Source organism: Arthrobacter sp. E44 (assembly GCF_041877125.1).
Classification (GTDB): Bacteria; Actinomycetota; Actinomycetes; order Actinomycetales; family Micrococcaceae; genus Arthrobacter.
The window spans coordinates 101,807-127,041 of sequence record NZ_JBHDJA010000006.1; the positions used below are offsets into that span (position 1 = coordinate 101,807).

General features: G+C 67.2%; 23 protein-coding genes. 9 read left to right on the top strand and 14 right to left on the bottom strand.

Annotated elements, in window-relative coordinates; all coding sequences use genetic code 11:
- Positions 1-65 precede the first annotated feature (65 nt).
- Together ACETK3_RS07530 and ACETK3_RS07535 are read right to left on the bottom strand one after the other, a co-directional pair.
- Positions 66-1,517, bottom strand: coding sequence for a HAMP domain-containing sensor histidine kinase (locus ACETK3_RS07530; protein ID WP_237429775.1), 1,452 nt, complete (start codon positions 1,515-1,517; stop codon positions 66-68).
- Positions 1,514-2,185 (bottom strand): response regulator transcription factor, encoded by a 672-nt coding sequence (locus ACETK3_RS07535; protein WP_237429776.1) that lies wholly within the window; start codon positions 2,183-2,185, stop codon positions 1,514-1,516. The genes ACETK3_RS07530 and ACETK3_RS07535 overlap by 4 nt, the downstream gene beginning before the upstream one ends.
- 161 nt (positions 2,186-2,346) lie before the next feature.
- Between ACETK3_RS07535 and ACETK3_RS07540 the strand changes: the two genes are divergently transcribed.
- A complete protein-coding gene (locus tag ACETK3_RS07540; RefSeq protein WP_373462146.1) occupies positions 2,347-3,816 on the top strand; it encodes an MFS transporter in 1,470 nt (489 codons plus the stop codon).
- 191 nt (positions 3,817-4,007) lie between these two features.
- On the top strand, positions 4,008-5,756 hold the full coding sequence (locus tag ACETK3_RS07545) for a pyruvate dehydrogenase (protein WP_236821189.1): 1,749 nt from the start codon (positions 4,008-4,010) through the stop codon (positions 5,754-5,756).
- A gap of 112 nt (positions 5,757-5,868) precedes the next feature.
- Here ACETK3_RS07545 and ACETK3_RS07550 read toward each other — a convergent pair whose 3' ends face one another.
- The 3 genes from ACETK3_RS07550 to ACETK3_RS07560 form a co-directional block, all read right to left on the bottom strand.
- Entirely contained in the window at positions 5,869-6,726 is an 858-nt protein-coding gene (locus ACETK3_RS07550; protein ID WP_237429778.1) for a hydroxymethylpyrimidine/phosphomethylpyrimidine kinase, read from the bottom strand.
- 102 nt (positions 6,727-6,828) lie between these two features.
- On the bottom strand, positions 6,829-7,740 hold the full coding sequence (locus ACETK3_RS07555) for a TIGR01777 family oxidoreductase (protein WP_237429779.1): 912 nt from the start codon (positions 7,738-7,740) through the stop codon (positions 6,829-6,831).
- A gap of 26 nt (positions 7,741-7,766) precedes the next feature.
- Complete coding sequence (locus tag ACETK3_RS07560; protein ID WP_237429780.1) at positions 7,767-8,423, bottom strand: TetR/AcrR family transcriptional regulator; 657 nt, start codon at positions 8,421-8,423, stop codon at positions 7,767-7,769.
- Between the two features lie 223 nt (positions 8,424-8,646).
- Between ACETK3_RS07560 and ACETK3_RS07565 the strand changes: the two genes are divergently transcribed.
- Entirely contained in the window at positions 8,647-9,381 is a 735-nt protein-coding gene (locus tag ACETK3_RS07565) for a queuosine precursor transporter (protein ID WP_373462153.1), read from the top strand.
- A gap of 120 nt (positions 9,382-9,501) precedes the next feature.
- Here ACETK3_RS07565 and ACETK3_RS07570 read toward each other — a convergent pair whose 3' ends face one another.
- The 7 genes from ACETK3_RS07570 to ACETK3_RS07600 form a co-directional block, all read right to left on the bottom strand.
- Positions 9,502-10,437, bottom strand: a complete 936-nt coding sequence (locus tag ACETK3_RS07570; RefSeq protein WP_237429782.1) for a hypothetical protein — start codon at positions 10,435-10,437, stop codon at positions 9,502-9,504.
- Between the two features lie 155 nt (positions 10,438-10,592).
- Positions 10,593-11,351 (bottom strand): dienelactone hydrolase family protein, encoded by a 759-nt coding sequence (locus ACETK3_RS07575; RefSeq protein WP_373992697.1) that lies wholly within the window; start codon positions 11,349-11,351, stop codon positions 10,593-10,595.
- Between the two features lie 35 nt (positions 11,352-11,386).
- Positions 11,387-12,673: a tRNA guanosine(34) transglycosylase Tgt gene (gene tgt, locus ACETK3_RS07580; RefSeq protein ID WP_373992698.1), complete on the bottom strand. Its 1,287-nt coding sequence runs from the start codon at positions 12,671-12,673 to the stop codon at positions 11,387-11,389.
- A 70-nt stretch (positions 12,674-12,743) separates the two neighbouring features.
- Positions 12,744-13,472: an SRPBCC domain-containing protein gene (locus ACETK3_RS07585; protein ID WP_373992699.1), complete on the bottom strand. Its 729-nt coding sequence runs from the start codon at positions 13,470-13,472 to the stop codon at positions 12,744-12,746.
- A gap of 72 nt (positions 13,473-13,544) precedes the next feature.
- Positions 13,545-14,576, bottom strand: a complete 1,032-nt coding sequence (locus ACETK3_RS07590; protein WP_373992700.1) for a DUF6707 family protein — start codon at positions 14,574-14,576, stop codon at positions 13,545-13,547.
- Positions 14,577-14,664: 88 nt separating this feature from the next.
- Complete coding sequence (locus ACETK3_RS07595) at positions 14,665-15,204, bottom strand: NUDIX hydrolase family protein (protein WP_236800987.1); 540 nt, start codon at positions 15,202-15,204, stop codon at positions 14,665-14,667.
- A 9-nt stretch (positions 15,205-15,213) separates the two neighbouring features.
- On the bottom strand, positions 15,214-15,960 hold the full coding sequence (locus ACETK3_RS07600) for a VOC family protein (protein WP_373992701.1): 747 nt from the start codon (positions 15,958-15,960) through the stop codon (positions 15,214-15,216).
- A 106-nt stretch (positions 15,961-16,066) separates the two neighbouring features.
- Between ACETK3_RS07600 and ACETK3_RS07605 the strand changes: the two genes are divergently transcribed.
- Positions 16,067-16,669 carry a YdeI family protein gene (locus tag ACETK3_RS07605; protein ID WP_236800990.1) on the top strand — a complete coding sequence of 201 codons (603 nt, stop codon included), beginning with the start codon at positions 16,067-16,069 and terminating at the stop codon, positions 16,667-16,669.
- Here the strand turns inward: ACETK3_RS07605 and ACETK3_RS07610 are convergent.
- A complete protein-coding gene (locus ACETK3_RS07610; protein WP_373992702.1) occupies positions 16,666-17,946 on the bottom strand; it encodes a glycoside hydrolase family 76 protein in 1,281 nt (426 codons plus the stop codon). The two genes, ACETK3_RS07605 and ACETK3_RS07610, sit on opposite strands and share 4 nt — an antisense overlap.
- Before the next feature lie 146 nt (positions 17,947-18,092).
- Between ACETK3_RS07610 and ACETK3_RS07615 the strand changes: the two genes are divergently transcribed.
- Both ACETK3_RS07615 and ACETK3_RS07620 read left to right on the top strand, forming a co-directional pair.
- Positions 18,093-18,887 carry a 3-hydroxyacyl-CoA dehydrogenase gene (locus ACETK3_RS07615; RefSeq protein WP_237429788.1) on the top strand — a complete coding sequence of 265 codons (795 nt, stop codon included), beginning with the start codon at positions 18,093-18,095 and terminating at the stop codon, positions 18,885-18,887.
- Positions 18,884-20,089 carry an acyl-CoA dehydrogenase family protein gene (locus ACETK3_RS07620; RefSeq protein ID WP_237429789.1) on the top strand — a complete coding sequence of 402 codons (1,206 nt, stop codon included), beginning with the start codon at positions 18,884-18,886 and terminating at the stop codon, positions 20,087-20,089. Before ACETK3_RS07615 ends, ACETK3_RS07620 begins: the two co-directional genes overlap by 4 nt.
- A gap of 13 nt (positions 20,090-20,102) precedes the next feature.
- On the opposite strand, the gene ACETK3_RS07625 is transcribed toward ACETK3_RS07620, so the two are convergent.
- Entirely contained in the window at positions 20,103-20,975 is an 873-nt protein-coding gene (locus tag ACETK3_RS07625; protein WP_237429790.1) for a DUF1684 domain-containing protein, read from the bottom strand.
- 103 nt (positions 20,976-21,078) lie between these two features.
- Between ACETK3_RS07625 and ACETK3_RS07630 the strand changes: the two genes are divergently transcribed.
- The 3 genes from ACETK3_RS07630 (at position 21,079) to ppc (ending at position 25,233) form a co-directional block, all read left to right on the top strand.
- Positions 21,079-21,765, top strand: a complete 687-nt coding sequence (locus tag ACETK3_RS07630; protein ID WP_237429791.1) for an NADPH-dependent F420 reductase — start codon at positions 21,079-21,081, stop codon at positions 21,763-21,765.
- Between the two features lie 8 nt (positions 21,766-21,773).
- Positions 21,774-22,346, top strand: coding sequence for a hypothetical protein (locus ACETK3_RS07635; protein ID WP_236821200.1), 573 nt, complete (start codon positions 21,774-21,776; stop codon positions 22,344-22,346).
- A 79-nt stretch (positions 22,347-22,425) separates the two neighbouring features.
- Positions 22,426-25,233, top strand: coding sequence for a phosphoenolpyruvate carboxylase (gene ppc, locus ACETK3_RS07640; protein WP_236800998.1), 2,808 nt, complete (start codon positions 22,426-22,428; stop codon positions 25,231-25,233).
- Positions 25,234-25,235: the final 2 nt, after the last annotated feature.

A 25,235-nucleotide genomic window follows, 5' to 3' on the forward strand; every position in this document is an offset into this window, starting at 1 on the left:
GGGGCGGGAAGGGGCCAGGGAAGCCGGGGGAGCCAGCCTTGCCCGGGGAACCAGAAGCACCAGGGTCAGGCACGCGTACCACTTCCTTCGGACGAAGGGTCCACCCGCCCAGCCGGTAGCACGGGAAATTCGATCCGCGCTGACAACCCCTGCGGAGTGCCTTCGGCCAGGACCAGCCGTCCGCCGTTGGCTGCGGCAAGCTCGCCCACGATCGTCATGCCCAGCCCCGTCCCCGGAACGGAAGAGTGCCGCGGGGACCGCCAGAACCGAATGGCAGCAGAGGCGCGCTCTGCGGCGGAAAGCCCCGGACCGTCGTCGGAAATTTCCACAACCACCACGTCCTGTTCCCGCCGGACGGCCCCCGTAACCGTCGCGCCGGGCGCGTACTTGATGGCGTTGTTGAGCAGCTCGCCTGCCATCTGGGCCAGCTCCGCCGGATGGCAGGCAACCAGCACCGGCGGCTGCGGCGGGTCGGAAAGGGCCAACGTGGAGCCTGCCTGTTCCGCCAGCGGCGCTGCCCGCTCGATCTCCCCCTGAAGCACGGGATATGGATCCACCGGCTGGGCAGGCGGATGCTGCGGCGTACTACCGGCAGCCCGGAGGTACCCTTCGGACGCCCGGTGCTCCGCGGCCGCAAGCTTCAGGACCCCGTCCAGGATCTCCTCCACCCGGTCCAGCTCCGCCACGGCACGCTCGGCAGCATCGTGTTCGCGGGCCGTCTTGAGCTCGAGCTGCAGCAGGTCCAGCCGCAGCCGGAGCGCCCCCACCGGATTCCGGAGCTGGTGCGAGGTATCCGCGATCAGCTGGCGCTGCGCCGCCATGCTGGCGCTCACGGTCCTGGCCATCGCGGTGAAGGAACGGCTCAATTCCCGCAGCTCCGGTGGCCCGTCCTCCGGGAGGCGTTCCATGCGCCCGGTCCGCTCCAGCTCATGCACTGCCGAATCCAGGCGGAGGACTGGCCGCAGGACCCAGCCGGTGACCCGGGCAGCCCCCACCAGGAGAATGGTGGCCAGCGCTACTGCGGCGACGCCCACCCCAAGCCAGCGCTCACGAAGCTTCTGCTGTGCCGTGTCCGCATGGACGTCCAGGACCACGGCGCCCAGGACTTGGCTGGCACTGCCGAAGGACCGGAAGATGACGCGGGAGCCGGAGGCGAAGGGTTCAAGCGGTTCCAGGGACGTGCCGCTCACGTTCAGCCGGGCAAGGGACAAGGCGTTCTGCACGTCCGCCCGGTCGGCGGACAGGCCCCCGGAGGCCAGGGTCGCCGCCTGCACCCGGACCACAATGCCCTCGCCGTAAAGCCCGGAGTACGTGTCCATTTCCCGCTGCAGCCGCACAGTGTCTCCGTCGCCCGCCGCATCGAAGGCCACCTGCGCCAGCCGGTTCAGCGAGGCCGCCCGGTTGATCTGCAGCTCCTGGGTCAACTCACGGGATGCCGACGTGAGGATGGTGCCCGAAATGAGGAAGACCACCACCAGGCAGAGCACGCTGAGCACACCCAGGACCCGCAGCCTCATGCGCCGGCCGCCTCTACCCGGTAGCCCACGCCGCGAACGTTGATGATGAAGCCGGGCTTCTGCAGTTTGGCCCGCAGCCCTGTGAGGTGGACGTCCAGGGAACGGGATGATGCCAGGAAGGCATCGCCCCACAGTGCGTCCAGGATTTGTTCGCGGGTGACCACCGAACCGGCGTGCCGTGCCAGCAGGGCCAGGAGTTCGAATTCCGTGGCGGTGAGGGGCAGGGGCAGCCCGCCCTTGGAAGCCGCGCGCCGGTTGAAGTCGATGGCGAGGTCGTCCAGCACGATGATGTCTTCCTGCGGGGTGCCACCCGCGCGCCCCGCCCGCCGTGTCACCGCCTCGATCCGGGCCAGCAGTTCCACCAGCTTGACCGGCTTGACCAGATAGTCGTCCGCGCCGGAACGGAGCCCGAGCACCACGCTGCGTTCGTCGTCGCGGGCAGTCAGGATCAGGATGGGGACGTCGGTGACCTGCCGGAGCTTGCGCAGGACCTCCAGTCCGTCCATGTCCGGCAGCCCCAGGTCCAGGAGAATCACCTGGAAGTTCCGGTGCGACAGCAGTGCGTCCGCGCCCCGGGCGAGCCGCTGCGGGTGGTGCCCGGCGCTTTCGACGGCGGCGGTAAGGGCGCCGGCCATGGCGTCGTCGTCCTCGACGATCAGCACGTCCATAGCCATTTTCCTTGCTGTTTGTGCAGTGTCCGGTTCATCCCCCGCCTTTGGAGATTACCGCCTAAGGAACGGTTATGCCCGACGGCGGCCGGCAGGCAGGGCGGGAAGGCGGGCCAGGCAAAACCTAAGGAAGTGTTAGGAAATGCCCTGCCACGTTGGCTGTGCGGTGGATCACCCATACCGTTGATGAGGCCCTCCGGCGTTGGAGGACGCACGTCACCACAAGGAGGAACTCACCGATGAGCACCCAACAAACCGCGCCCGTATCGGAGGCCGCCCAGACCCGGCGGGCCGTGGGCAACATCCTGAAGGGGTCCGCCGGCAACCTTGTGGAATGGTACGACCTCTACGTCTACACGGTCTTCGCAGCCTACTTCCAAGCGCACTTCTTCAATTCCAAGGATGAACTCCAGGCGGGCCTCGAAGCGATGGCCGTCTTCTCGACGTCGTTCCTCATGCGGCCCATCGGCGCCTGGTTCTTCGGGCGGTACGCGGACCGCCACGGCCGGAAGGCTGCACTGACGCTCAGTGTCACCCTGATGTCCGCAGGCTCCTTCGCCATCGCCGTGCTGCCCACCCAGGACGTCATCGGCCTGTGGGCCATGATCCTGCTGGTGATCATCCGTGTGATCCAGGGCTTCTCCGTGGGCGGTGAGTACGGCACCAGCGCCACCTACATGTCCGAGGCTGCCACCACCAAGCGCCGCGGGTTCTTCTCCAGCTTCCAGTACGTCACGCTGGTGGGCGGCCAGATGCTGGCCCTGCTGGTCCTGGTAATCCTGCAGAACGTCATGCCCAAGGGCGACCTGAACGAGTGGGGCTGGCGCATTCCGTTCGCCATCGGCGGCGTCGCGGCCCTCGTCGTGCTGTGGCTGCGCCGCTCCATGGAAGAGACGGTTTCCGCCGAACAGATCAACGCCGCCAAGGCCCCCGCGAAGCCGGGCCAGGCGCAGCCGGGCACCATGAAGCTGCTTTTCACCGGCTACTGGAAGCCGCTGCTGGTCTGCATCGGCATCACCCTGGGCGGCACCGTGGCGTTCTACACCTACACCAACTTCATCCTGAAGTTCATGAACGATACGTCCGGCATCGCCAAGACCGACACCTCCGTGATCAACTTCTGGGCCCTCTTCATCTTCATGCTGCTGCAGCCCGTCTACGGCATCATCTCGGACAAGGTGGGCCGCAAGCCCCTGCTGCTTTGGTTCGGCATCACCGGCGTGCTGTTCACGTGGCCGCTGCTGTCCACCCTGGCCGGCACCAAGGATCCGTTCACCGCGTTCCTGCTCATGATGGGCGGCCTGGTGATCGTGGGCGGCTACACCTCCATCAACGCCCTGGTGAAGGCGGAGCTCTTCCCGGCCTCCATCCGCGCCCTGGGCGTGGGCCTGGGCTACGCGATCGCCAACTCGCTGTTCGGCGGCACCGTGCCGCTGATCGGCGCGGCCTTCCAGAAGGCGGAGCGGGAGGACCTGTTCTTCACCTACGTCACGGTGGCCATCGCCATCTCGCTGGTGGTTTACATCTTCGCGCTGAAGAACAAGAAGACAACGCACCTGGACGACGAGCAGGGCCACGCCTGGGAACAGGCACCCCGAGGCGGCAAGGACAAGGACGCCCTCGGCGTTTAGTCCGGAAGGCACCCAAGGGTGCCCGTCTCCCAAGGAGGCGTACGACGGCGGCTGCCCGGCCGCCGTCGTACGCCTCCTTTTTGTTTCGGCTTGCGGCTGCTGCTGAATACCTGTTCCGAAGTGCCCGCTGAGGTGGGCGGACTATATTGGGCCATGTCAGAACACCACCACAATCGCGGGAGTCTGCACCCATGGCCAAGGAACTTGCCACCCAACTCATCGAACAACTGCAGGCTGCCGGTGTGCAGCGGATTTACGGGATCGTGGGTGACAGCCTCAACCCGATCGTGGACGCCGTCCGCCAGACGGGAGGCTCCGCGAAGGGCGGCATCGACTGGATCCACGTCCGGCATGAGGAGGCCGCCGCCCTCGCCGCTGCCGCCGAAGCACAGCTCACCGGCAGGCTGGCCGTGTGTGCGGGTTCCTGCGGCCCCGGAAACCTGCACCTGATCAATGGCCTCTACGACGCCAACCGTTCCGGTGCCCCCGTGCTGGCCATCGCCTCGCACATCCCCAGCAAGCAGATCGGCAGCAGCTTCTTCCAGGAGACCCACCCGGACCGGCTTTTTAACGAGTGCTCGGTCTACTCCGAACTGGTCAGCACTGCCGAGCAGGCGCCGCGCGTGATGCACAGCGCCATCCAGCACGCGCTGGGTCTGGGCGGAGTCGCCGTCGTGACCCTTCCCGGTGACATCGCCGGCCTCGAAGCAGTAGGCCCCACTCCCGCGCCGGCCACCTTCCGGCCGGCAACCCTGGTCCCGGACCCCGCCAGCGTGCAGGCGCTCGCGGACGCCATCAACGACGCCGGCAAGGTGGCCATCTTTGCCGGGGCGGGCGTGGAGGGCGCGCACAGTGAGCTGATGGCGCTCGCCGAGCTGGCCAAAGCACCGGTGGGGCACTCGCTGCGCGGCAAGGATTTTGTCCAGTACGACAATCCGTTCGACATCGGCATGACGGGCCTCCTTGGCTACGGGGCGGCGGCAGAGGGCATCGAGGACGCAGACCTGCTGATCCTCCTGGGCACGGACTTCCCGTACGACCAGTTCCTGCCGGACACCCGCACCGCACAGGTGGACCGGGCGGCGCAGCGGCTGGGCCGGCGGACCGACGTCGATATTGCCGTGCACGGCGACGTGCTCCCCACGCTTCGCGCGCTGATCCCGCTGGTGAAGGCCAAGAAGAGCCGCCGGTTCCTTGACCAGATGCTCAAGAAGCATGACCGGCTGATGAACAAGGCCGTGGGCGCCTACACGCGCAAGGTGGAGAAGAAGCAGCCCATCCATCCCGAGTACGCGGCGTCGCTGTTGGACCAGGTGGCCGCCGAGGATGCCATCTTCACCGCGGACACCGGCATGTGCAACGTCTGGACCGCACGCTACATCAACCCGCTGGGCACCCGACGGCTGATAGGTTCCTTCCTGCACGGCTCCATGGCCAACGCCCTTCCGCACGCGATCGGCGCGCAGCTGGCGTACCCGGGGCGCCAGGTCATTTCGGTGTCCGGCGACGGAGGCTTGTCCATGCTGCTGGGCGAGCTCATCACCGCCGCCGCCTACAAGCTGCCGGTCAATGTGGTGGTGTTCAACAACTCCACCCTGGGCATGGTGAAACTGGAGATGCTGGTGGACGGGCTGCCCGACTTTGGCGTGGACGTGCCGGACGCCAACTATGCGGCCGTGGCACAGGCGCTGGGTTTCCACGCCGTGCGGGTTACCGATCCGGGCCAGATCGAGGCGGCCTATCGGGAGGCGTTTGCGCACCCCGGCCCGTCGCTGGTGGAGCTCATCACCGACCCCAACGCGCTGTCCATTCCGCCGAAGATCTCCGGATCGCAGGTGATCGGGTTCGCCACCGCCATGTCGAAGGTGGTCCTCAACCGTGGCGCGGGAGAGGCCGTCAGCATGGCCCGCAGCAACCTCCGGAACATCCCGCGTCGGTAACCTCCTTTCCACACGCGCCATCACACAGCGCCCTTAAAGCCGGAACGCCCCTGCACTGATTGCAGGGGCGTTCCGGGTGTTCGTGCGAAAGCTGATGGCGCGTTCTGTGGAGCTAGCGGGCGCCGCCCTGCCACAGGGCATCGAAGGGGGCGCCGGAGGCAACCCGGTTGCGGATGCCGGTGGTCACAAAGTCCTTGGCGGTCCGGGCTGCCGCCAGCGGGCTGGCGCCCTTGGCAAGCTCGGCCGTGACGGCGGCGGCCAGCGAGCAACCGGCGCCGGACACGGCCACCTCGCCCACCTTCGGCGCGCTGAGGACTTCGAGGGTTTCGCCGTCGTAGAACACGTCCACGGCGTCCGGGCCTTCCAGCCGCACCCCGCCCTTGGCCAGCACGGCCGCTCCGCTGAGCTCGTGGATGCGGACGGCAGCGGCCTTGAGGGATTCAACGTCGGTGATCTCCAGGCCGGAGAGCGATTCCGCCTCGAAGTGGTTGGGCGTGACGAAGGTGGCAAGCGGCAGGATCTGCGCTTTCAGGGCCTGGTCCGTGTCCAGCGCGTGGCCGGGTTCCTGGCCCTTGCAGATCAGCACCGGGTCCAGGACAACATTGGCGAAGCTGTTCTCCTGCAGCGCATTGGCCACCGTGCTGATGGTGGCCGGGCTGCCCAGCATGCCGATCTTCACCGTGTCCAAAGCCGAAGGGGCGCCCGACGCCGGACCGTAGGCCGCCGTCGTCGCCTCCAGCTGGTCGGCAATCACCTGCTGGTCCACCGGCACGAAGCGGTGGTTCCAGCTGTCCTTCGGGTCGAAGGACACGATGCAGGTGAGGTTGGCGATGCCGAAGACACCCAGCTCCTGGAAGGTCTTCAGGTCAGCCTGGGCACCGGCGCCGCCGGTGGCCTCGGAGCCTGCGATGGTGAGGACGACGGCGGGGGCGTCCGCGGACAGCGTTGCGTCAGGGGATACGGAAGTCATGCCCCCATCCTGCCACCCGGCGTCGGACGCTATCCATGTAGGGGCGTACAGCGGCTGTGATAAGCGAGTGTTCAGCGGTCCAAGCGGTTCATTATTTGACCGTCAGGCTGTCCCCTTGGCGATCTGCAAGAGCGCCCTGCCCAGCTCCGGCTGGCTGTAGGCAAATCCGGCGTCAAGAAGTTTCTGCGGCTGGACCCAGCGGCTTTTCAGGACCAGTTCGGTCTCCGTGTAAATCAGGACGGCGCCCGCCCGGAGGAGCCAGGCAGGGGTGGGCAGCCCGAACCGTGCGCCATAGGCCCGGCGCACCAGGCGCATCATTTCCTGGTTGGTGACGACGTCCGGTGAGGCCACATTGACGGGCCCGGTGATGTCGGTCCGTGCGTGCAGGAAGAGGATGCTGCGGTACAGGTCCTCCACGTGGACCCAGCTGAACTTCTGCCGGCCGTCGCCCATATGCCCGCCCAGGCCCAGTCGCGCGAGGGTGGCGAACGGCCTCAGTGCACCGCCGCCGCGGCCCAGCACGATGGCGATCCGCAGCGGGATCTTCCGCGTCTTCGGGGTGTCCGCTGCGGTGAGGGCCGCTTCCCAGGCCCTTGCGACGTCCACGGAGAAGCCGGAACCAAGGTCGCCGTCGGCCTCGGACTGGGGACGGTCGCGGGCATCCCGGTAGATGGTGCCGGTGCTGGCATTCAGCCAGGTGGGCGGCGGGACCTGGCATTGCGAGAAGGCCCGCCCCAGTGCCCGGGTGGTGGCCACCCGCGAGTCCAGAATGATTTTCTTGTTCCGCTGGTTGTAGCGGCAAGAGACAGAGCGTCCGGCGAGGTTCACCACCAAGTCGGCGCCGTTGAGCACCCGGGCCATGCCGGCGTCGTCATCCCATGCGGCTGTGGAACCACCCGCTCCGTCGCGTCCTATGGTCCGCACCGTCCAGCCGTCCTCGCGGAAACGCCTGCAAAGATAGGTGCCAATGAAGCCGGAGGCGCCGGCCACTACGACTGTCTTTGCACTGTTCATCTCTTCCCCCAATGTTCGCTTCTGTCCTAGTCGCGGATGCTGCGGCTCAGGTCGAGGACGTCGTCAAGCACCTTGCTGACACCCGGAATGCGGGCCAGTGAGAGGCCGCGGGCAATGAGCGGCGCTGCGCCGTCCACCAGCTTCCGGGTCCGCCGCTGGCCTTCCGAGGAGTCGTAGACCCAAAAGAGGGTGATCCCCATGTAGCAAAGCCACAGCAGTTCAGGCAGCTCGGCCCGCAGCTTCTTCGGTACGGCGGGGCTGGACCCGTCCACCGTGCGCCTGAAGATATCCAGCGCTGCCTCCCGCGCGGGCGTTGAGTCCGCCGAGAAGGGATTCACCGGCGATGTGGGCCGGATAGCGGTGGCCACGAAATCCGCGCCGAAAGCATGGTAGGGCGCCATGACGTCCAGGCCCGCGTGCAGAGTGGTTTTCAGGCGGTCCGCGAACCCGGCGGCGGCGTCCAGCAATTCGGCTGCCCGCGCGGCGTGTTCGGCCTGCACTTGGAGGTACAACTCGTGGACCAGATCATCCTTGGACGAGAAGTAGTAGTAGGCATTGCCAACGGAAACGCCGGCCTCTGCAGCGATGGCCCGCATGGTGGTCTTCTCGAAGCCGATCTCGCGGAACATGCGCAGTGCGGTGTCCGCCACCCGCTGCCTGGTGTGTTCGCCCTTGGCTGCCACCGGCGCCTCCAAATTCCTGAACGTGTTCAAAAATAGTGTGCCACAAGCAGTTGAACATGTTCAAACGCTCACGGGAATTGGTCTGCCTGCGCCAAGGAGCGATCCCGTCCAACGCGATGCGAGAATTACCCGAGTGCTAATACAACCGGCTGCCCACTGCTGGGCGCCGGCCAACCACTCCCGAACGGACACCGTCATGTCTTCTTCCCCCGGCCAAAGTGCCATGCCCGATGCCGCCCTCCCGCGGCCGGCCCACCAAGGTGCCAGCTTCGCCGCCATCGGTTCGCCCTACTTCGGGATCATGCTGGCGACCATGGCCGTGGTGTTGATCCTCTCCAACATAGGAGCATCCAAGGGCGTCGCCTTCGGCCCCATTGTCACCGACGGCGGCTTTTTCCTCTTCCCCCTCGCATACATCCTGGGCGACGTCATCAGTGAGGTCTATGGCTTCAAGGTGGCCCGCAAGGCCATTCTCACGACCTTTGCGATGTCCGTCTTCGCCTCGCTCTGCTACTGGGTGGTAATTGCGCTGCCCGGCTTCGACGACGAGTACGGAGCCGCGAAGCAGTCCGCCTTGGAAGGCGCCCTGGGCCCTGTGCCGCAGATCGTCCTCGCCTCGCTGCTCGCCTTCCTGGCCGGGCAGACCATTAACTCCTGGATCCTGGTGCGCATGAAGGCACGCACCGGTGAGAAGTCCCTGTGGGCCAGGCTCATGGGCTCCTCCGGCGCTGGGGAATTCGTGGACACGCTGATCTTCTGCAGCATCGCCGCGTCCGTCATCGGCATCACTGACTTCGGCAGCTTCGTGAATTACGTGCTTGTGGGGTTCGTCTACAAGACTTTGGTTGAGTTCCTTTTCGTCCCCGTCACCTCGCTGGCCATCAACTGGGTCAAGAGGCGTGAACCCAGTTACGGCCTCGCAACCCCGCCCGCGGCAGCGGTGACGAACGCCGCGTAGCTGCCGCCCGGCGTCGTGCGTTCCGGCTGTCTGGTTCCGGCACGCCGGAACGGTGCGGGATCGCCGGAAGGAACCGGCGACCTGGTCCCGTTCCGGCGATTTGGCCCTGGGGCGGCCGGGCTACCGTTGGAGTGCGGCTAGGACACGGGCTTTGAACTCCTGTTCGCGGAAGAGGTCGGCCCATTTCACGCGCAGGAAGGTCCAGCCGTTCTCGGTGAGTGCATTCTCCCGCTGCCGTTCCTGGAACAGCACCTCGGGCGTCGGCTTGTAATCGAAGTACTTGGTTTTCCCGTCGAATTCGAGGGCCACCTTCTTTTCCTTCCAGGCGAAATCCAGGCGGTACTGGCCTGCCCCCGTGGCTACGGGGACTTGGGGCTCCGGCAGCGGAAGCTTCAGCCGTGTCAGGAGTTCGCGGGTGAGCGTCTCACCGGCTGACTCCGACCGTGGTTCTGCGTGGGTGAGTGCGAGCCGGAGGGTACGGATCCCGCGGCGTCCCTGCAGGCCGTCAGCCATGCTTTCCATCAGCGCTTTGTCTGCACCGAGCCGGAGGGCGTGGTCCATCAGCACGAGCGCCTGGCGGTAGGTCAGCATCATGGCGCAATCCACTGCCGTCCGCTCAAGCGAGGTCACCCGGAGGCCGCCGCGAATCACCACCTCCGCCTCGGTCCAGGGCCGGGTATGGCCGCAGACATCCTTACCGAGCCGCTCGCTTGAGGGGTTTCCTGGCAGTAGAAGGTGGATCAGGTTATCGACATCCCATAGATACAAACCGTGCAGCCGGGCCGCCGATGTGTGGCTGTACACATAGCCGCCCCGTGAGGTGGTCAGCGTCCCATGGGCATGGGCGTGAATCAACTGCCTGCTGCGAACAGGCCGCGACTGCTTATCCCAGAGCTCGGCGCGGATGTAGCAGCCGTGGCGAAGGCGGACAAGCTTCCGGTTGAGCACCAGGGTCTTGATGGCCCGTCCGTTGAGGCCCTCCTCGTGCAGTTGCCCCGTTCGCCACAGGTTGCCGGTGCTCGGAAGTGCAGGGAGGCGGACTGGCTGTGGTGTCATCCCCACAGGATCCTGCCGCTGCGGCACCGCCGGAAGGCGCCGCCGTCGTTATGTGTAAAACGTCCTGCGGCGCGGGCTCGCCGGAACCCATCGAACTCGCCGCAACGTTCCGGCGATCCGGCAGCTTTCCGGCGAGTTCGACGGCGGGCGCCGGCTTAGCCCTTCAGCGCACCGTCCAGCAGCGCCCGCAGTTCCGTGAAGTGCCGCTCGGTGGCCTCGGGGTGGAACGCGGAGGTGTCCGCCATGGTGTAGCCATGCGGAGCGCCCTCGTAGATGTCATTGGACGCCTCAAGACCCGCGTTCTTGAGCGTTTCACCCAGCTGCGCGACGGCCTCCGGGGCCATGCTCCGGTCGTGGTCCGCATGGCCGAAGACGAACCGGGCCCTTGCGTCCTTGAGCCCCAGGTGCGGGCTGTCCGGCTCGTCGGTGACAAGGCCGCCCGCGTGGAAGCCGCCGCAGGCTGCCACCTCGCCGGGGTGGGAGGTGGCGGTGCGGACGGCGAGCCGGGCCCCCATGCAGTAGCCGGTGGCCCCGATGGGGCCGGGTGCAACGCCGTCGAGCTCCCGGAGCGCGGAAACCCAGGCGTCGATGTCCGGCAGCGCCTTGTCCGAGGTCAGCCGGCCCACCCTGGGGAAGGCGGCCTTGCCGGCTGCCTCCCGGCCTTCCTGGCTGGTCATGTCCCCGGCGGGGGCCAGCTCCCCAGCCGTTCCTTCCCGGTAGAAAACGTTCGGTGCCAGCACCACGTAGCCCCAGTCGGCGATGCGCTGGGCCATCTCCTGGATTCGGGGACGCAGGCCGAAGGCATCCATGTAGAAGATGACGCCCGGGAAAGGGCCGGTTCCGTTGGTCGGGCGGGCTACGAAGGCCTCGGCGGCACCGTCAGCGGCAGGGATTTCGATGGATTCGATAGGCATGGGGCCACCCTACCGGAGGCACCCGGAAGCGAGTCTCAGGAGTAGTACCGGCCCAGGGTCTCGGCCTTGAAGTCGAAGAACGTGCCGGACTCGATGGCCAGCCGGGCATCGTCCACCATTTTCACCACGAACCGCTCGTTGTGGATGGAGATGAGGGTGGCGGACACCATTTCCTTGGCCTTGAACAGGTGGTGGATGTAGGCGCGGGAGTAGTTGGCGCAGGCGTAGCAGTCACAGCCCTCCTGGAGCGGGCCGAAATCGCGTTTGTACTTGGCTCCGGAGAGGTTGAATCGGCCCTCCGGGGTGTAGAAGGCGGAGTTACGTGCCACGCGGGTGGGGGAGACGCAGTCGAAGGTGTCGGCGCCGTTTTCGATGGCGGTGAAGATGTCGTCCGGCTCGGAGATGCCCAGCAGGTGCCGCGGCTTGTCCTCCGGCAGTTCCTCATTGCACCAGCGCACGATGGTGCCCAGGTTTTCCTTCTCCAGCGCACCGCCGATCCCGAACCCGTCGAACGGCATGGCGCCCAGATCACGGCACGCCTTTCGGCGCAGGTCCTCGTACTGGGCGCCCTGGATCACGCCGAACAACGCCTGGTACGGCTTGCCGGCCCGTTCCTCCGTCAGGCGGAAGTGCTCCTCAAGGCACCGCTCCGCCCAGAGCCGGGTCCGCTCCAACGACTCCTCCTGGTAGCGCCGAGAGTTCTGCAGCGTGGTGAGCTCGTCGAACGCGAACATGATGTCCGCACCGATCTGGTGCTGGACCTGCATGGAAATCTCGGGGGAGAACCGGTGCCGGTCCCCGTTCAGGTGGGACTTGAACCAGACCCCGTCATCGTCGATGTGTGCCAGGCGTTCCTTGCCGGGGGCTACGGCGTCATCCGGGCCGGAGGCGTCCACGGACTTCATGTCGATGACCTTCTTGAACCCGGAGCCCAGGCTCATCACCTGGAATCCGCCGGAGTCCGTGAATGTGGGGCCGGGCCAGTTCATGAATGCGCCGAGGCCGCCGGCTTCGTCAAGGATGTCAGGTCCCGGCTGCAGGTAGAGGTGGTAGGCGTTGGCCAGCAGTGCCTGCGCGCCAAGGTCCGCCAGGGATTCCGGGAGGACGGACTTCACCGTTGCCTTGGTCCCGACGGCGATGAACGCCGGCGTCTGGATCTCACCGTGCGGGGTGGTGATGGTGCCGGTGCGGCCCAGGAACTCCCCGCCGTTTTCGGCCTCCTGCGCCTGGGAGGGCGGGCAGGACTCCGCCAGGCGCGTGCCCACCGTGAAGGAAAACTGTGAACGGGTATCCGGCAGGGCGAAGGCAGGGTTGGCTGGCACCGTACCAGTGTGCCAGCAAAGCGCACGGCGCCAGTAAACCCGGCCCCAGTAAACCCCGGGACCGGTTAGCTCAGCTGGCCGGTTCCGAGGCCGGGTAGTTCGAAGCCCGCCAGGAATCCCAGGAATGCCGGATGGCGTCGAAAGCCCCTGCCCCAAGGTCGTAGGTGGAAGCGACAATCAGCGAGCCCTCGCCCTCCGCGCGGACGTCCTTGATGGCCGGGTGGTCGGCGACCACCAGCAGCCCCTCGCCGTGCTCCGCGTAGCTGTGCACCGTGAGGCCCACCTGGTGGCTGGTGCGGTACCAGACCTTGCCGCTGATCTCCTCGCCCGTGCCCAGCGTCACCTGGTACGGCTCACCCGGCGCCGGGAGGTCGGCGAGCCCCAGCTTCTCGATGGCTGAGCCGTTTCCCTCGGTCAAGTGCAGGAACAGGGTATGCCGCTTGCCGTGCGGGTGCCGTTCCAGGGCGAAGCGGAGCTGCTGCAGGAACGTCAGCCAGCCCTGCGTGATGTCCTCGTCCCAGGCAGCCCACTCGGAGTCATGGTCCACGGCGGAGCGGGTGACACTGACCCGGGTTCCACCGGCCTCCGGGTGGAGCTCAAACGTGTCCCCGCCGTGCACGGTAAGGCTGGTGTGGTCCGGTGCTTCCTGCACATCGCTGGAGAAGTAGATCTCCTTAATCTCGGACTCGAGGTCCTCGGACTGCCAGCCATGCCACTGGGCCACCTTGGACGGTTCACGCAGCATGGTCCAGACCTGCGGCGCGTCGGCGTTGATCACTACGCTGAGATTGTTGGTCATAGCCCCGAATGTACGCCCCGGAAACTGCCCCGGGTAGGGGCAATTTCCCCCGTCAGGCAGATGCCCGGAAGCTCAGGAGCGGACGGCCTCCAGCTCGTTGCTGATGCGCCGTTCCAGCTCCGACATCCCGATGGTTTCCGAGCCGCCGTGGGCCCGCAGGAAGAGCAGGGACTCCAGCCGCAGCAGCCGCCATTCGCGCTCGGCGTCATGGTTGGAGTTATCGATGGAGCGGAAGATTTCCTTGTCGTACAGGTTGGGTTCGTTGAGCGAGCGCTGCCGCACCTTGGCGGCCATCCGCGCCTTGAACGGGTCCGTTTCCTGGTTCTCCGGCGTGCGGATCAGCTTCTCGTACACCTCAGCGCGTTTGTCCTGGCCGTCCTGCCGGCAGATGTAGCTGGCCAGCGCCAGGGACGCCTCCACGGAGGTCCACCGGCCCGGGTTCCCGTCATAGGGCAGCACGGTCAAAAGGTCCGCCACGGACAGTGCGCCGTCGGCGTCCTTCAGGGTGATAAACAGTTCGTGCGCCAGGTCGCTGAGGTCCTTCAGGCAGCTTCCGGACTTGAAGTTCACGCCCTTGGACAGCCGGTCGGTCAGGAGCAGGACGCCCTCTGCGTCCGGGTGCGCCTCGGCGGCGGCTTCCACCACGGACTCGGGGGTGCCGGAAGGGGCCGGGATGAGCGCGAGTTCCTCCTCGCTGGGCCCGGTCACTGCGGGCGGCAGCGGCGGGAGGGGAGGCACGACGACGGCGGGGGAAACGGCGATCGGCCCGGTTCCGGCGCCGGGCTGCTCCTGCCGTCCGTCCTTGCGCGCGGCGGCTTCCGCCGGCGGGGTGGGCTCCGGAAGGTTTGCCGACAGCGGAAGCTGTGTGACGTCGTCGTGCGCTCCGTCCACCACCGTGACCATGGTGCCGATAGCCACCCGCAGTGTTCCGCCGCCGGAAAGGCTTGCCAGCACCAGTGCAGGGGAGCCGAAGTCGTCGTGCTCGAGCTCCACCTGGTCGATTTCGGCAGTGCGCCGGCCGTCGGGGAGGAGGATGTGGCTGCCGGTGGTCAGAGATCCAGCCTGCTGTTCAGTGTGGTGCCTGGCGGCTGGTGATTCGGTCATGGGAGTCCTTAAGTTCTCTTGCGGTCCGCCCTACAGTCTACAAAGGCGGGCGCCTAAAACCGGGGACCCCCACGTCCCGGCGGGGTGCCTAGAAGCCCACGCCTGCGAACGCCAGGGCCTGCCGGATGAGGCCGCCGCGGCCGCCGGAAAATTCCATCTGGACGCCCGGGCTGAGGACTTCCTCGGGGGTCATCCAGGTCAGTTCCAGGGCGTCCTGGCGGGGCTCGCACTCGCCCGTCACCGGGATGACGTAGGCCAGCGACACGGCGTGTTGCCGCTCGTCCGTGAACCCTGTCTGGGAGGGCGCGGGGAAGTATTCGGCCACCGTGAACGGCACGGGGCTCAACGGCAGCTGCGGGAACGCCAGCGGACCCAGGTCCTTTTCCATGTGGCGCAACAGGGCGGCGCGGATGGTTTCGCGGTAGATGACCCGGCCGGACACCAGGGAACGCACCATGGTCCCGTCCGAATCCGCCTGCAGCAGCGTGCCCACCTCGTTGACGTACCCCAGCGGATCCAGCCTGACCGGTACGGCTTCCACGTACACCATGGGCAGCCGCCCCCGCGCCTCAAAGAGGTCTTCTTCAGAGAGCCAGCCGGGATTCGGGTCAGGTGTGCGCACGTTCATGCTTAAGTTCTACCCCATGGGGCGTCGCTGGGAGATCCACACCGTGGCGGGCGCGTTGGGGCTGCCCGCGTCGGGATTAGCCACGTGGAGGGTGCTCCCAAACGCCTCTTCGGTGAGGCTGGCGGTGAAACCGGCCGCGGTGAGTCGGTCCCGCAACGGTTCCAGGCCGCCGTCGTATTCAAAGCCCAAACCCGAGCGGGGTGCCCCTGCTGCCGGACGCACCAGGAGGACGCCGCCGTTCTTGGCCGTGAAGTCCGCAGTTTCGTCGTTGTCGGGGACGGGACGGGGGCGGGCGCCCACATGCAGCAGCGTGCGGACGGCTCCCTCCGGGTCCGCCGTGTACCAGACCGCGACGACGGCCAGGGCGGGGTCGGCGTCAGCGCACTGGGCGGCGTGGGCTGTTTTGTCGGCCATGAAACTGAAGCCGTCGGGGGCGCTGATCCGGCACGTTTCGCCGTGGGCCGCCGTGACCAGCTCAGCAGGCCGCGTTCCTTCCCCCTGCACTCCATCCTCTTCCTGCGCGGACAGGTTGGTGCGGCGCGCGAATTCGGCGACGTCGCCCACCTCCACCGCGAATACGGTGTGGCCGTCCTGCCCGGACCCGGCCTCCGCCCCGTGGAGCGCCAGCCGGCCGGACGCGGAATCGAAAACCTGCCAGCCGCCGTCGTCCTCTGTCTGCACCATCCCCAGCGCGGTGAGGAACTGCTTCCAGGAGTCAGTGCGTGAGGTGAAGTGGACGGGGCGGACTCGAAGCATGGCGTTGTCCTTCGGGCTGGGGGACGGTCTGTAGGGCCATAATGCCACCTGAAGATCCGGTGCACACGGGGCTTGTGACCTGCCATTCCACAGGCAGAATTAGGCCATGGCCGATGACCTTGAGGAATTGCTGGTGCCGGATGCCGCTGCCTGGCGCGCCTGGCTGGAGGAAAACCACAGCACCAGCCCGGGCGTGTGGCTGGTCCTGCACAAGAAGGGCGGGACGGTGACGGGCCTGGACTACGCGGCCGCACTGGACGAGGCACTGTGCTTCGGCTGGATTGACGGCCAGGGCCGGCGCCGCGATGACGAAAGCGTGTTCCAGCGGATGACCCCGCGCCGTCCCCGCAGCATCTGGTCCGCACGGAACGTGGGGCACGTCGCCCGGCTGGAAGAGGCCGGCAAGATGACCGACGCCGGCCGGGCGGCAGTGGAGGCCGCCAAGGCGGACGGCCGCTGGGAAGCGGCCTACGGCGGGCAGGCCGATGTGCAGGTTCCCGAGGACCTGGCCGCCGCCATCGCTGCAAACCCGGCCGCCCAGGCGATGTTCGATGTGCTCACCAAAACCAACCTGTTCTCCCTGGTGTACCGGACCAACTCGGCGAAGCAGGCCGCAACGCGGGAGCGCAGGATCGCCGGTTTCGTTGAGATGCTGGCCCGCGGCGAGACGCCCTATCCGCAGAAGAGGCGGCCCGCCGGGCTGGACTAGGGGAGGCCTGCGGCGGTTACGGCCGCGGCAGCCTCCAGCGTCATCCATGCCTGCAGTTGGGTGGCGAGCTCGACGGCGGCCCCCGGCGGATACGTCGCGGCCGCCGGTTGGGCCGCGTGCATCGAGAAAATGCTCCTGCCCTGCAGCCGCGCATTGGCCTCGCTGGGGCCAACCGGGCGGCGGCCGGACCAGAACGCCTCAGCAGTGTCCGTCACCAACCGGGCGGCTGTGGCACGGGTGGCGTGGGGAAGCCGGGTATCCGCTGCGGCAAGGGCCAGGTAACGACAGAGGATCCCGGTGAAGAGGCCGCCGTCGCCGGTTCCCTCGCAGCGGAGCACCGAGCGCTGAGCTGAACTGCCGTCCGTGCCGGCAGGAACCTTCAGCAGCCGCTCCACCGCGTCCACCAGGACGGCCGCCCGGGCCAGGTTCGCTTCGCCGCCCAACTCCAGGAGCGCGCCCAGCACCGGGCCCTGGTTGTAGGTGTACACCGCCCGTTCCACCACCACGTCGCCGGCCGGGTTGAGGCGGACGCCGTCCAGGTAGAGGCCCTGCCCGGCGTCGAACAGGGTTGCATCCAGCCAGTCCAGCAGCGCCTGTGCCTTGATCGGCTGGCCCGTGCGGGCATAGAACAGTGCCACCGGCGCCGTGGCGGGGGTGTTCTTGAAGTCCCGCTTCTTGCTCCAGAACGTGCCGCCGCCCAGGTCGTCGGTGCAGGCCGCGTCGAACTGCAGCGCCAGCGACGCGCGGACTTTGGCGTTGCGGCGGCGGCCGGGGCGCCGTGTCTCCTCGGCCAGCCGGTCCAGCCGCAGGGTGGCCAGGGCAAGCCAGGCCATGTCGTCGTAATAGCTGTTCACAAAGGTCAGGGCGTTGCGGAGCCTGATGCCCGTCACCAGCCGCGAGGCCAGGTGGCCTGCGCTGGGCCGGTCCGGGCCGTCGAACCGGGCCGCGGGGGTCGCTCCGCTACCCAGTTCCCTCCTGCCGGTGTCCACCAGGCAGTCCACGTAATGCGCCTGCCACCAGTAGTGCCACGGGAGCGCCATAGCGGCGGCAGGCCGGGCCCGCCGTAGCAACGCGAACCACCGGCTGCCCGGATGGGCGGCTTGATCCTGTTGTTCCTGCTGGGCCTGCCGGCCCGGGTGCCTGCCCTGCCACAGCACCGCGCCCAGGTGGGTGCCGGGGAGGAACAGCAGCTTGTGGCCGAACAGGGCGGTGACGGAGCGGGCCGCATGGTTTGCCCTGTCTGGCCAGGCGGTCATGGAGGTGCTGCTGGACGTCATGCCGTCCACCCTAACCGTGCCGACGGGGAGGCCAAGGCAACGGGGCCTGTGCGAAGGGTGCGGCCCCGGGCGATTTCAGTTAACATTCATTAACTGTTGCTCGAGGCCGCGCCGCGGCATGGGGACACGCGCATCAAGGAGGATGTATGGACATCAAAGGCAGCGTCGCACTGGTGACAGGCGGTGCGTCCGGGCTGGGAGCGGCCACCGCACGGAGATTGTTCGACGGCGGCGCTTCGGTGGTGCTCGTCGACCTGCCGTCCTCGAACGGGCAGGCAATGGCGGACGAACTCAACGGCCGCGCCGAAGCCGGCCAGTCCGCCGTCTTCGCCCCGGCGGACGTGACCAGCGAGGCTGACGTGCGGGCCGCCGTCGGGACCGCCGCGGGAATGGGCCCGCTCCGGATCGTGGTGAACTGCGCCGGGATCGCCACGCCCGGCAAGGTGCTGGGACGCGACGGTGTGCTGCCCCTGGACACATTCAGCCGCGTCATCCAGGTGAACCTGGTGGGCACGTTCAACGTCCTGCGGCTGGCCGCCGAAGCCATGGTGGCCACCGAGCCCGCCGCCACCCCGCTGGGCGGCCCCGAACGCGGGGTCATCATCAACACGGCCTCCGTGGCGGCCTTCGACGGACAGATCGGCCAGCCCGCCTACTCCGCGTCCAAGGGTGCAGTGGCGGCGATGACCTTGCCCATCGCCCGGGAGCTGGCGCGATCGCTGGTCAGGGTGGTCACCATTGCTCCGGGCATCTTCGAGACACCCATGATGGCCGGGCTGCCGCAGGAAGCGCAGGATTCACTCGGCGCCCAGGTCCCGCACCCTTCCCGGCTGGGCAAGCCGGAGGAATACGCCAACCTGGTGGCGCACATCGTGGACAATGCCATGTTGAACGGCGAAACCATCCGCTTGGACGGTGCCATCAGGATGGGACCGAAATGAGCGCCCCGGACCTTTCGCTGTTGCCGGCCGCGGACTTCTTCGCGGTGGAATCGATGCTGGGCCAGGCCGAACGGAACAAGCTGGCCGAGCTGCGGGACTTCCTGGCGGCCGAGGTTGCCCCTTACGCCGGGGACTGGTGGAACAAGGCCGAGTTTCCGGCGCACATCCTGCCCAAGCTGGCCGCCCTGGAACTGAGCACGCCCGTGCACCGCGGCTACAGCCACCTCTTCGCCGGACTGGTCATCGCGGAGATAACCCGGGTGGACACATCCCTGGCCACCTTCTTCCTGGTCCATCACGACCTCTTTGTGGAATCCCTCCACACCTTCGGCACCGAGGACCAGAAGGAGCGGTTGCTCGCTGACGCGTCGGAGTTGCGCACCACCGGTGCCTTCGCGCTCACCGAACCCCTCCACGGGTCCGACGTGGCCGGCGGCATGGAGACGCGTGCCAGGCGGGTTTCGTCGATGACAGGAGAAGCGGACGACGACGGCGACGCCTGGGTGCTCAACGGTGCCAAGCGCTGGATCGGCAACGGGACGTTCTGCGACTACATGCTGGTATGGGCCCGGGACGAGGCGGACGGCGCGGTCCGGGGCTTCATCGTCGACGCCACTTTGCCGGGGGTCAGCCGGAGCAGGATCGAGAACAAGATCGCCCTGCGCACGGTGCAGAACGCGAACATAGAGTTCCGCGACGTCCTGGTGCCGGAAGCGGACCGCTTTGCCCGCATCAACAGCTTCGAGGACACCAAGGAACTGCTCCGCAGCTCCCGGATCATGGTGGCCTGGCAAGCGGTGGGCCAGCAGCTGGCAGCGTTCGACGTTGCCCGGCAGTACGCGGTGGAACGCCACCAGTTCGGCCGGCCGCTGGCCCATTTCCAGCTGATCCAGCAGCAGCTGGTGACCATGCTGGGCAACGCGGTGGCCAGCATGTCCATGATGGCCGGGATCGCCAGGCTGCAGGACCAGGACGCCGCCGACATGCCGCAGGTGGCCCTGGCCAAGTCCTACCTCAGTGCCCGGATGCGCGAAACCGTGGCGCTGGGCCGGTCGATTTTGGGCGGAAACGGCATCGTCACCGACTACCGGATGGCCAAGATCTTCGCCGACGCAGAGGCCATCTACACCTACGAGGGGTCATTCGAGGTCAACACCCTGATCGTGGGCCGGGCCATCACGGGCATTTCGGCCATTTCCTGAACTTCCCCGGGCGCTAGGCGGGATAGGGCTGCTTCTCGCCGGCCTCCACCCGCACGTCCAGGCTGTTGTTCTTCACGGGCATGGGGCAGGTGCCGAAGGGGGTGAAGGCGCTGGGGTAGTTGATGGCCCGGTTGAAATCGAGGACCACGGAACCGTCGGGCCGCGGCCTGGAGAGGGAAAGCTTCCGCCAGTCATCTGTGGTGTCCCCGTTGGTTTCGTCGTGGAACGTGACGGTCAGGGCGCCGAGTTTCTCTTCCTCCGCCTGCAGCCGGAACTCGTGGCTGCTGCCGGGCAGGCTGAAGACTACCTCGCCCACGCTGCGGTGCACGCCGTCCACCAATGGGTTCGCGGTGCCGATCGGTACGTCCACCGGCGCAGGGTAGGGCTCAAACCGGCCCGTCACTTCCCATTCCGGGTTGAAGGGGTAAGTGGGGACGGCGTCGAATTCCGTGAAGACCGGTGAGGCGTTGTCCCGGGTGCGGATGGCGTACCGCCCGCCGCGCATGGCCAGTTCCACCACCACCTGGTCCCCGTCCGGCCCGCCGAACTGCACCCACATCAGCGACTCCTCGTCCGCCAGGACGGCGGACAGGGTGCCGTCCACCCGTTCGCCCGTCTCCACCAGCGTGAGCCCGTCTGAAGGGACCGCGGTGAGGAACGCCGTCGTGCCCTTTGCGTCAGTGGACCACAACCCCGGGGCGAGGTCGACGGCGGCGGGGGAGTCCCCAAGCCACTGGAAGGAGGTGAGGGTGAGCCAGCCATGGGGCGAGGCCAGGGCCTTGTCCCGGTTGGTGCGGAAACGGTGCCAGCGCTCCACTTTCGCGGCTGGGGCGGTGGCCGTTGGTGCTGCGGCAGTTGAAGTTGGGGCGGCTGGGGTGGTGGCCATGGTTCCTTCCGTTGCGTGTGCTCCCGCTACAACCGCAAGAATGGCGTGTTCATTCCGTACCAAGTCCTCTTGTTCCATGTGGTGCGGAGAGTAGCGTTCTGCCATGAAGATCGCAGTTCTTGGCACGGGCACAGTAGGGCGCACCCTGGCAGCCGCGTTCAGCGCGTTGGGGCACCAGGTGGTTTTGGGCACGCGGGATCCTGGCGAAACCGCCGGCCGGACCAGCCCGGATCCCATGGGCGGTCCGCCATTCAAGGAATGGCAGGCAGGGCACGGCGACATCCTGCTGGGCACCTTCGCGGACGCTGCGGGTGACAGTGAGCTGGTGGTCAATGCCACGAACGGCGCCGCATCCCTTGCGGCCCTGGGCGCGGCAGGCGCCGCACGGCTGGCGGGAAAAGTCCTGGTGGACGTGTCCAACCCGCTCGACTTCTCGCAGGGGATGCCGCCGGTACTGAACCCGGTCAACACGGAAAGCCTGGCTGAGCGGATCCAACAGGCGTTTCCCCTGGCCAGGGTGGTGAAGACGCTCAACACCATGAATGCCGGACTGATGGTGGATCCGCGCCGGCTGGCGGATGGAGACCATTCAGTGTTCGTCTCCGGCGACGACGCCGAAGCCAAAAAGGTTGTCACCGGCCTGCTGGAATCGCTGGGCCACCGGGACATCATCGACCTGGGCGACATCACCACGGCCCGCGGCGCCGAGATGGTGCTGCCGCTCTGGCTGCGGTTGTTCGGCGCGCTGGGGACCCCTGATTTCAACTTCAAAGTCATCCGCCGGGTTTGAATGGGGAGGTGGACATCCTTGGCGGAGTGAATCGGGAGTGGCTGGCGGCGCTCACCTGGATAGCCGCCGCGGCTGCCGGCGCGGGCGTGCTGGTGTGGCGGCGAAGAAGAGTGGACCTCGCGGCGCTCGCCGCCGTCGTCGTCTTTATGGCAGTCAACATCGGTGCCGGCATCTACGTCCTGAACCACCTGGCGGACGGCCGCTGGGGCGGGGATGCGCAGGCCAAGCTCGCTCCGCCGTCGCTGTCCGGGACCCCTGTGGTGGGCCAGTTCCTGGAGCCCCTTGAGAGAGCGATGGCCGGAATGGCCGGCAGCGTCAACGACTTCATCGACTTCCAGGCCGCACTGCCTGTTGCACTGGGCTTCTTCGCGGCCGCAGGCTGGGCGCTGGCCGTTTCCGTCCCGCTGGCGCTGGCAGCCGCAGCAGTGCAGGCCCGGCTTGCACGCCGCCGGAAGGCCGAGGCTGTCGCATGGCAGGACGAGGTGGAAAAACTACGCAGGGAACTCGAAGCCGTCAAACGCCACGTGGGTATCACGACATCTTTTGAGACGGATTCCACTGCCGCGCAGGAGCGGGGGTAGCATCTTTAGCTAGTAACGTGGCTCACAGTATCCAGCGCAGTGTACGAGCCAAGTCCGAACCCCTCGAAAGATTGTTTCAATGGCTCACACTGCAACACCCCCCGAAACCGATCTTGCCTCCGAACTGCGCGCGGACGTCCGGCGCGTCTCCACGCTGCTGGGCGAGTCCCTGGTCCGCCAGCACGGGCCGGAGCTCCTGGACCTCGTGGAGCAGGTCCGGCTCCTGACCAAGGAATCCAAGGAAGCGGCGCGGGGCGGTGCGCACGCCACCGGTCCCTGGAGCGCGCACGACGTCGTTGCCCAGGTCCGTGAACTCCTCGGCTCCCTGCCCATCGAGCAGGCAACCGACCTGGTCCGTGCCTTCGCGTTCTACTTCCACCTGGCCAACGCCGCAGAACAGGTCCACCGCGTCCGCGGCCTGCGGACCCGCGCCGAAAAGGACGGCTGGCTGGCCAAGACCGTGGCGGACATCGCCGCGCAGGCCGGACCCGACGTCCTGCAGGAAGTGGTCAACGGCCTGGATGTGCGCCCCATCTTCACGGCACACCCCACCGAAGCCTCCCGCCGCTCGGTCCTGGACAAGATCCGCAAGCTCTCCGACGTCCTGTCCCAGTCCACCGCGGAAGGGTCCACGGCCCGGCGCCGGCAGGACCGGCAGCTGGCGGAGATCATCGACCAGATGTGGCAGACGGATGAGCTGCGCCAGGTCCGCCCCACCCCGGTCGATGAGGCCCGGAACGCCATTTACTACCTGGGCGGCATCCTCACCGATGCCATGCCCGAAATGCTGTCCGAACTCTCAGAGCTGTTGGGCGAGCACGGCGTCACCCTTGCCTCCAAGGACGCCCCCATCCGGTTCGGCTCCTGGATCGGCGGTGACCGCGACGGCAACCCGAACGTCACCGCGGCCGTGACCCGGGAAATCCTGCAGATCCAGAACCAGAGTGCCATCCGGATCAGCATTGGGATGATCGACGAACTGATCTCCATCCTCTCCAACTCCACTGCACTGGCAGGCGCGGACGAATCGCTGCTGAAGTCCATCGACGAGGACCTGCAGAAGCTCCCCGGCCTGGACAAGCGCGTCCTGGAGCTGAACGCCCAGGAGCCCTACCGGCTCAAGCTCACCTGCATCAAGGCCAAGCTCATCAACACCGGCAAACGCGTGGCTGCGAACTCCAACCACGAACACGGCCGTGACTACAGCGGCACGGACGAACTGCTGGCAGACCTGCACCTGCTGGAGCTGTCGCTCCGCAACCACTCCGCAGCGCTGGCTGCCGACGGTTCCCTGGCCCGGGTGCGCCGCGCCATCGCCTCCTTCGGCCTGCACCTGGCCACGCTGGACATCCGCGAGCATGCAGACCACCACCACGACGCCGTGGGGCAGTTGATGGACCGGATCGGCGGCCCTGGGCTGCGCTACGCCGAGCTGAGCCGCGAGGAACGCTTTGAGGTGCTTGGCTCCGAGCTGGCCTCCCGCCGTCCGCTGTCCGGCCACCCCATCAAGCTCGACGGTGCCGCCGACGGCACGTACGACGTCTTCCGGGAGATCCGCCGCGCCCTGCGCCTGTACGGCCCGGACGTCATCGAGACCTACATCATCTCCATGACCCGCGGTGCCGACGACGTCCTGGCCGCCGCCGTACTGGCCCGCGAGGCCGGACTCATCAACCTTTTCGGTGACAAGCCCTACGCCAAGCTCGGCTTCGCGCCGCTGCTGGAGACCGTGGAGGAACTGCGGGCCTCCGCCGAGATCATTGACCAGTTGCTCTCCGATCCCTCATACCGCGAACTGGTGCGGCTGCGCGGGGACGTCCAGGAAGTGATGCTGGGCTACTCGGACTCCAACAAGGAATCCGGTGTGATGACCAGCCAGTGGGAAATCCACAAGACCCAGCGGAAGCTGCGTGATATCGCCGCCAAGCACGGTGTCCGCGTACGCCTGTTCCACGGCCGCGGCGGTTCCGTAGGCCGCGGCGGCGGACCCACCTACGATGCCATCCTGGCCCAGCCCAACGGTGTCCTGGAAGGCGAGATCAAGTTCACCGAGCAGGGTGAAGTCATCTCCGACAAGTACTCCCTGCCGGAGCTCGCCCGCGAAAACCTGGAGCTGTCGCTGGCCGCTGTGCTCCAGGGGTCCGCCCTGCACCGTGACCCGCGCACCTCAGAGGACCAGCGGGAACGCTACGGGCACGTCATGGAGGTGATCTCGGACGCCGCCTTTGACCGGTACCGGAAGCTGATCGACCATCCCGACCTGCCCGCCTACTTCATGGCCTCCACGCCTGTAGAGCAGCTGGGTTCCCTGAACATCGGTTCCCGCCCGTCCAAGCGCCCGGATTCGGGTTCCGGCCTGGGCGGCCTGCGCGCCATCCCGTGGGTGTTCGGCTGGACCCAGTCCCGGCAGATCGTGCCGGGCTGGTTCGGTGTGGGATCCGGTCTCAAGGCCGCCCGCGAGGCCGGCCACTCCGCCCAGCTGGTGGAAATGATGGACCACTGGCACTTCTTCCGCTCCGTGCTGTCCAACGTGGAGATGACACTTGCGAAGACGGACATGGACATCGCCGGCTACTACGTGTCCACCCTGGTCCCGGAGGAACTCCACCACCTCTTCCGGACCATCCGCGAGGAGTACGAGCTCACCGTGGCCGAGGTGCGAAAGCTCACCGGCGAGGACATCCTCCTGGACGCGCAGCCAACCCTGAAGCGCTCCCTGGAAATCCGCGACCAGTACCTGGACCCCATCAGCTACCTGCAGGTGGAACTGCTGCGCCGCATCCGGACAGAATCCGAAATCAGCGGGGCCGAACCCGACGAACGCCTCCAGCGGGCCATGCTCATCACCGTCAACGGCGTGGCAGCCGGCCTCCGCAACACCGGGTAACC

Coding starts and splice junctions, on each gene's coding strand:
- ACETK3_RS07530 (WP_237429775.1), bottom strand. CDS start 1,517: ATGAGGCTGCGGGTCCTGGGTGTGCTCAGCGTGCTCTGCCTGGTGGTG.
- ACETK3_RS07535 (WP_237429776.1), bottom strand. CDS start 2,185: ATGGACGTGCTGATCGTCGAGGACGACGACGCCATGGCCGGCGCCCTT.
- ACETK3_RS07545 (WP_236821189.1), top strand. CDS start 4,008: ATGGCCAAGGAACTTGCCACCCAACTCATCGAACAACTGCAGGCTGCC.
- ACETK3_RS07550 (WP_237429778.1), bottom strand. CDS start 6,726: ATGACTTCCGTATCCCCTGACGCAACGCTGTCCGCGGACGCCCCCGCC.
- ACETK3_RS07555 (WP_237429779.1), bottom strand. CDS start 7,740: ATGAACAGTGCAAAGACAGTCGTAGTGGCCGGCGCCTCCGGCTTCATT.
- ACETK3_RS07565 (WP_373462153.1), top strand. CDS start 8,647: ATGCCCGATGCCGCCCTCCCGCGGCCGGCCCACCAAGGTGCCAGCTTC.
- ACETK3_RS07570 (WP_237429782.1), bottom strand. CDS start 10,437: ATGACACCACAGCCAGTCCGCCTCCCTGCACTTCCGAGCACCGGCAAC.
- ACETK3_RS07575 (WP_373992697.1), bottom strand. CDS start 11,351: ATGCCTATCGAATCCATCGAAATCCCTGCCGCTGACGGTGCCGCCGAG.
- ACETK3_RS07585 (WP_373992699.1), bottom strand. CDS start 13,472: ATGACCAACAATCTCAGCGTAGTGATCAACGCCGACGCGCCGCAGGTC.
- ACETK3_RS07590 (WP_373992700.1), bottom strand. CDS start 14,576: ATGACCGAATCACCAGCCGCCAGGCACCACACTGAACAGCAGGCTGGA.
- ACETK3_RS07595 (WP_236800987.1), bottom strand. CDS start 15,204: ATGAACGTGCGCACACCTGACCCGAATCCCGGCTGGCTCTCTGAAGAA.
- ACETK3_RS07600 (WP_373992701.1), bottom strand. CDS start 15,960: ATGCTTCGAGTCCGCCCCGTCCACTTCACCTCACGCACTGACTCCTGG.
- ACETK3_RS07605 (WP_236800990.1), top strand. CDS start 16,067: ATGGCCGATGACCTTGAGGAATTGCTGGTGCCGGATGCCGCTGCCTGG.
- ACETK3_RS07610 (WP_373992702.1), bottom strand. CDS start 17,946: ATGACGTCCAGCAGCACCTCCATGACCGCCTGGCCAGACAGGGCAAAC.
- ACETK3_RS07615 (WP_237429788.1), top strand. CDS start 18,093: ATGGACATCAAAGGCAGCGTCGCACTGGTGACAGGCGGTGCGTCCGGG.
- ACETK3_RS07620 (WP_237429789.1), top strand. CDS start 18,884: ATGAGCGCCCCGGACCTTTCGCTGTTGCCGGCCGCGGACTTCTTCGCG.
- ACETK3_RS07625 (WP_237429790.1), bottom strand. CDS start 20,975: ATGGCCACCACCCCAGCCGCCCCAACTTCAACTGCCGCAGCACCAACG.
- ACETK3_RS07630 (WP_237429791.1), top strand. CDS start 21,079: ATGAAGATCGCAGTTCTTGGCACGGGCACAGTAGGGCGCACCCTGGCA.
- ppc (WP_236800998.1), top strand. CDS start 22,426: ATGGCTCACACTGCAACACCCCCCGAAACCGATCTTGCCTCCGAACTG.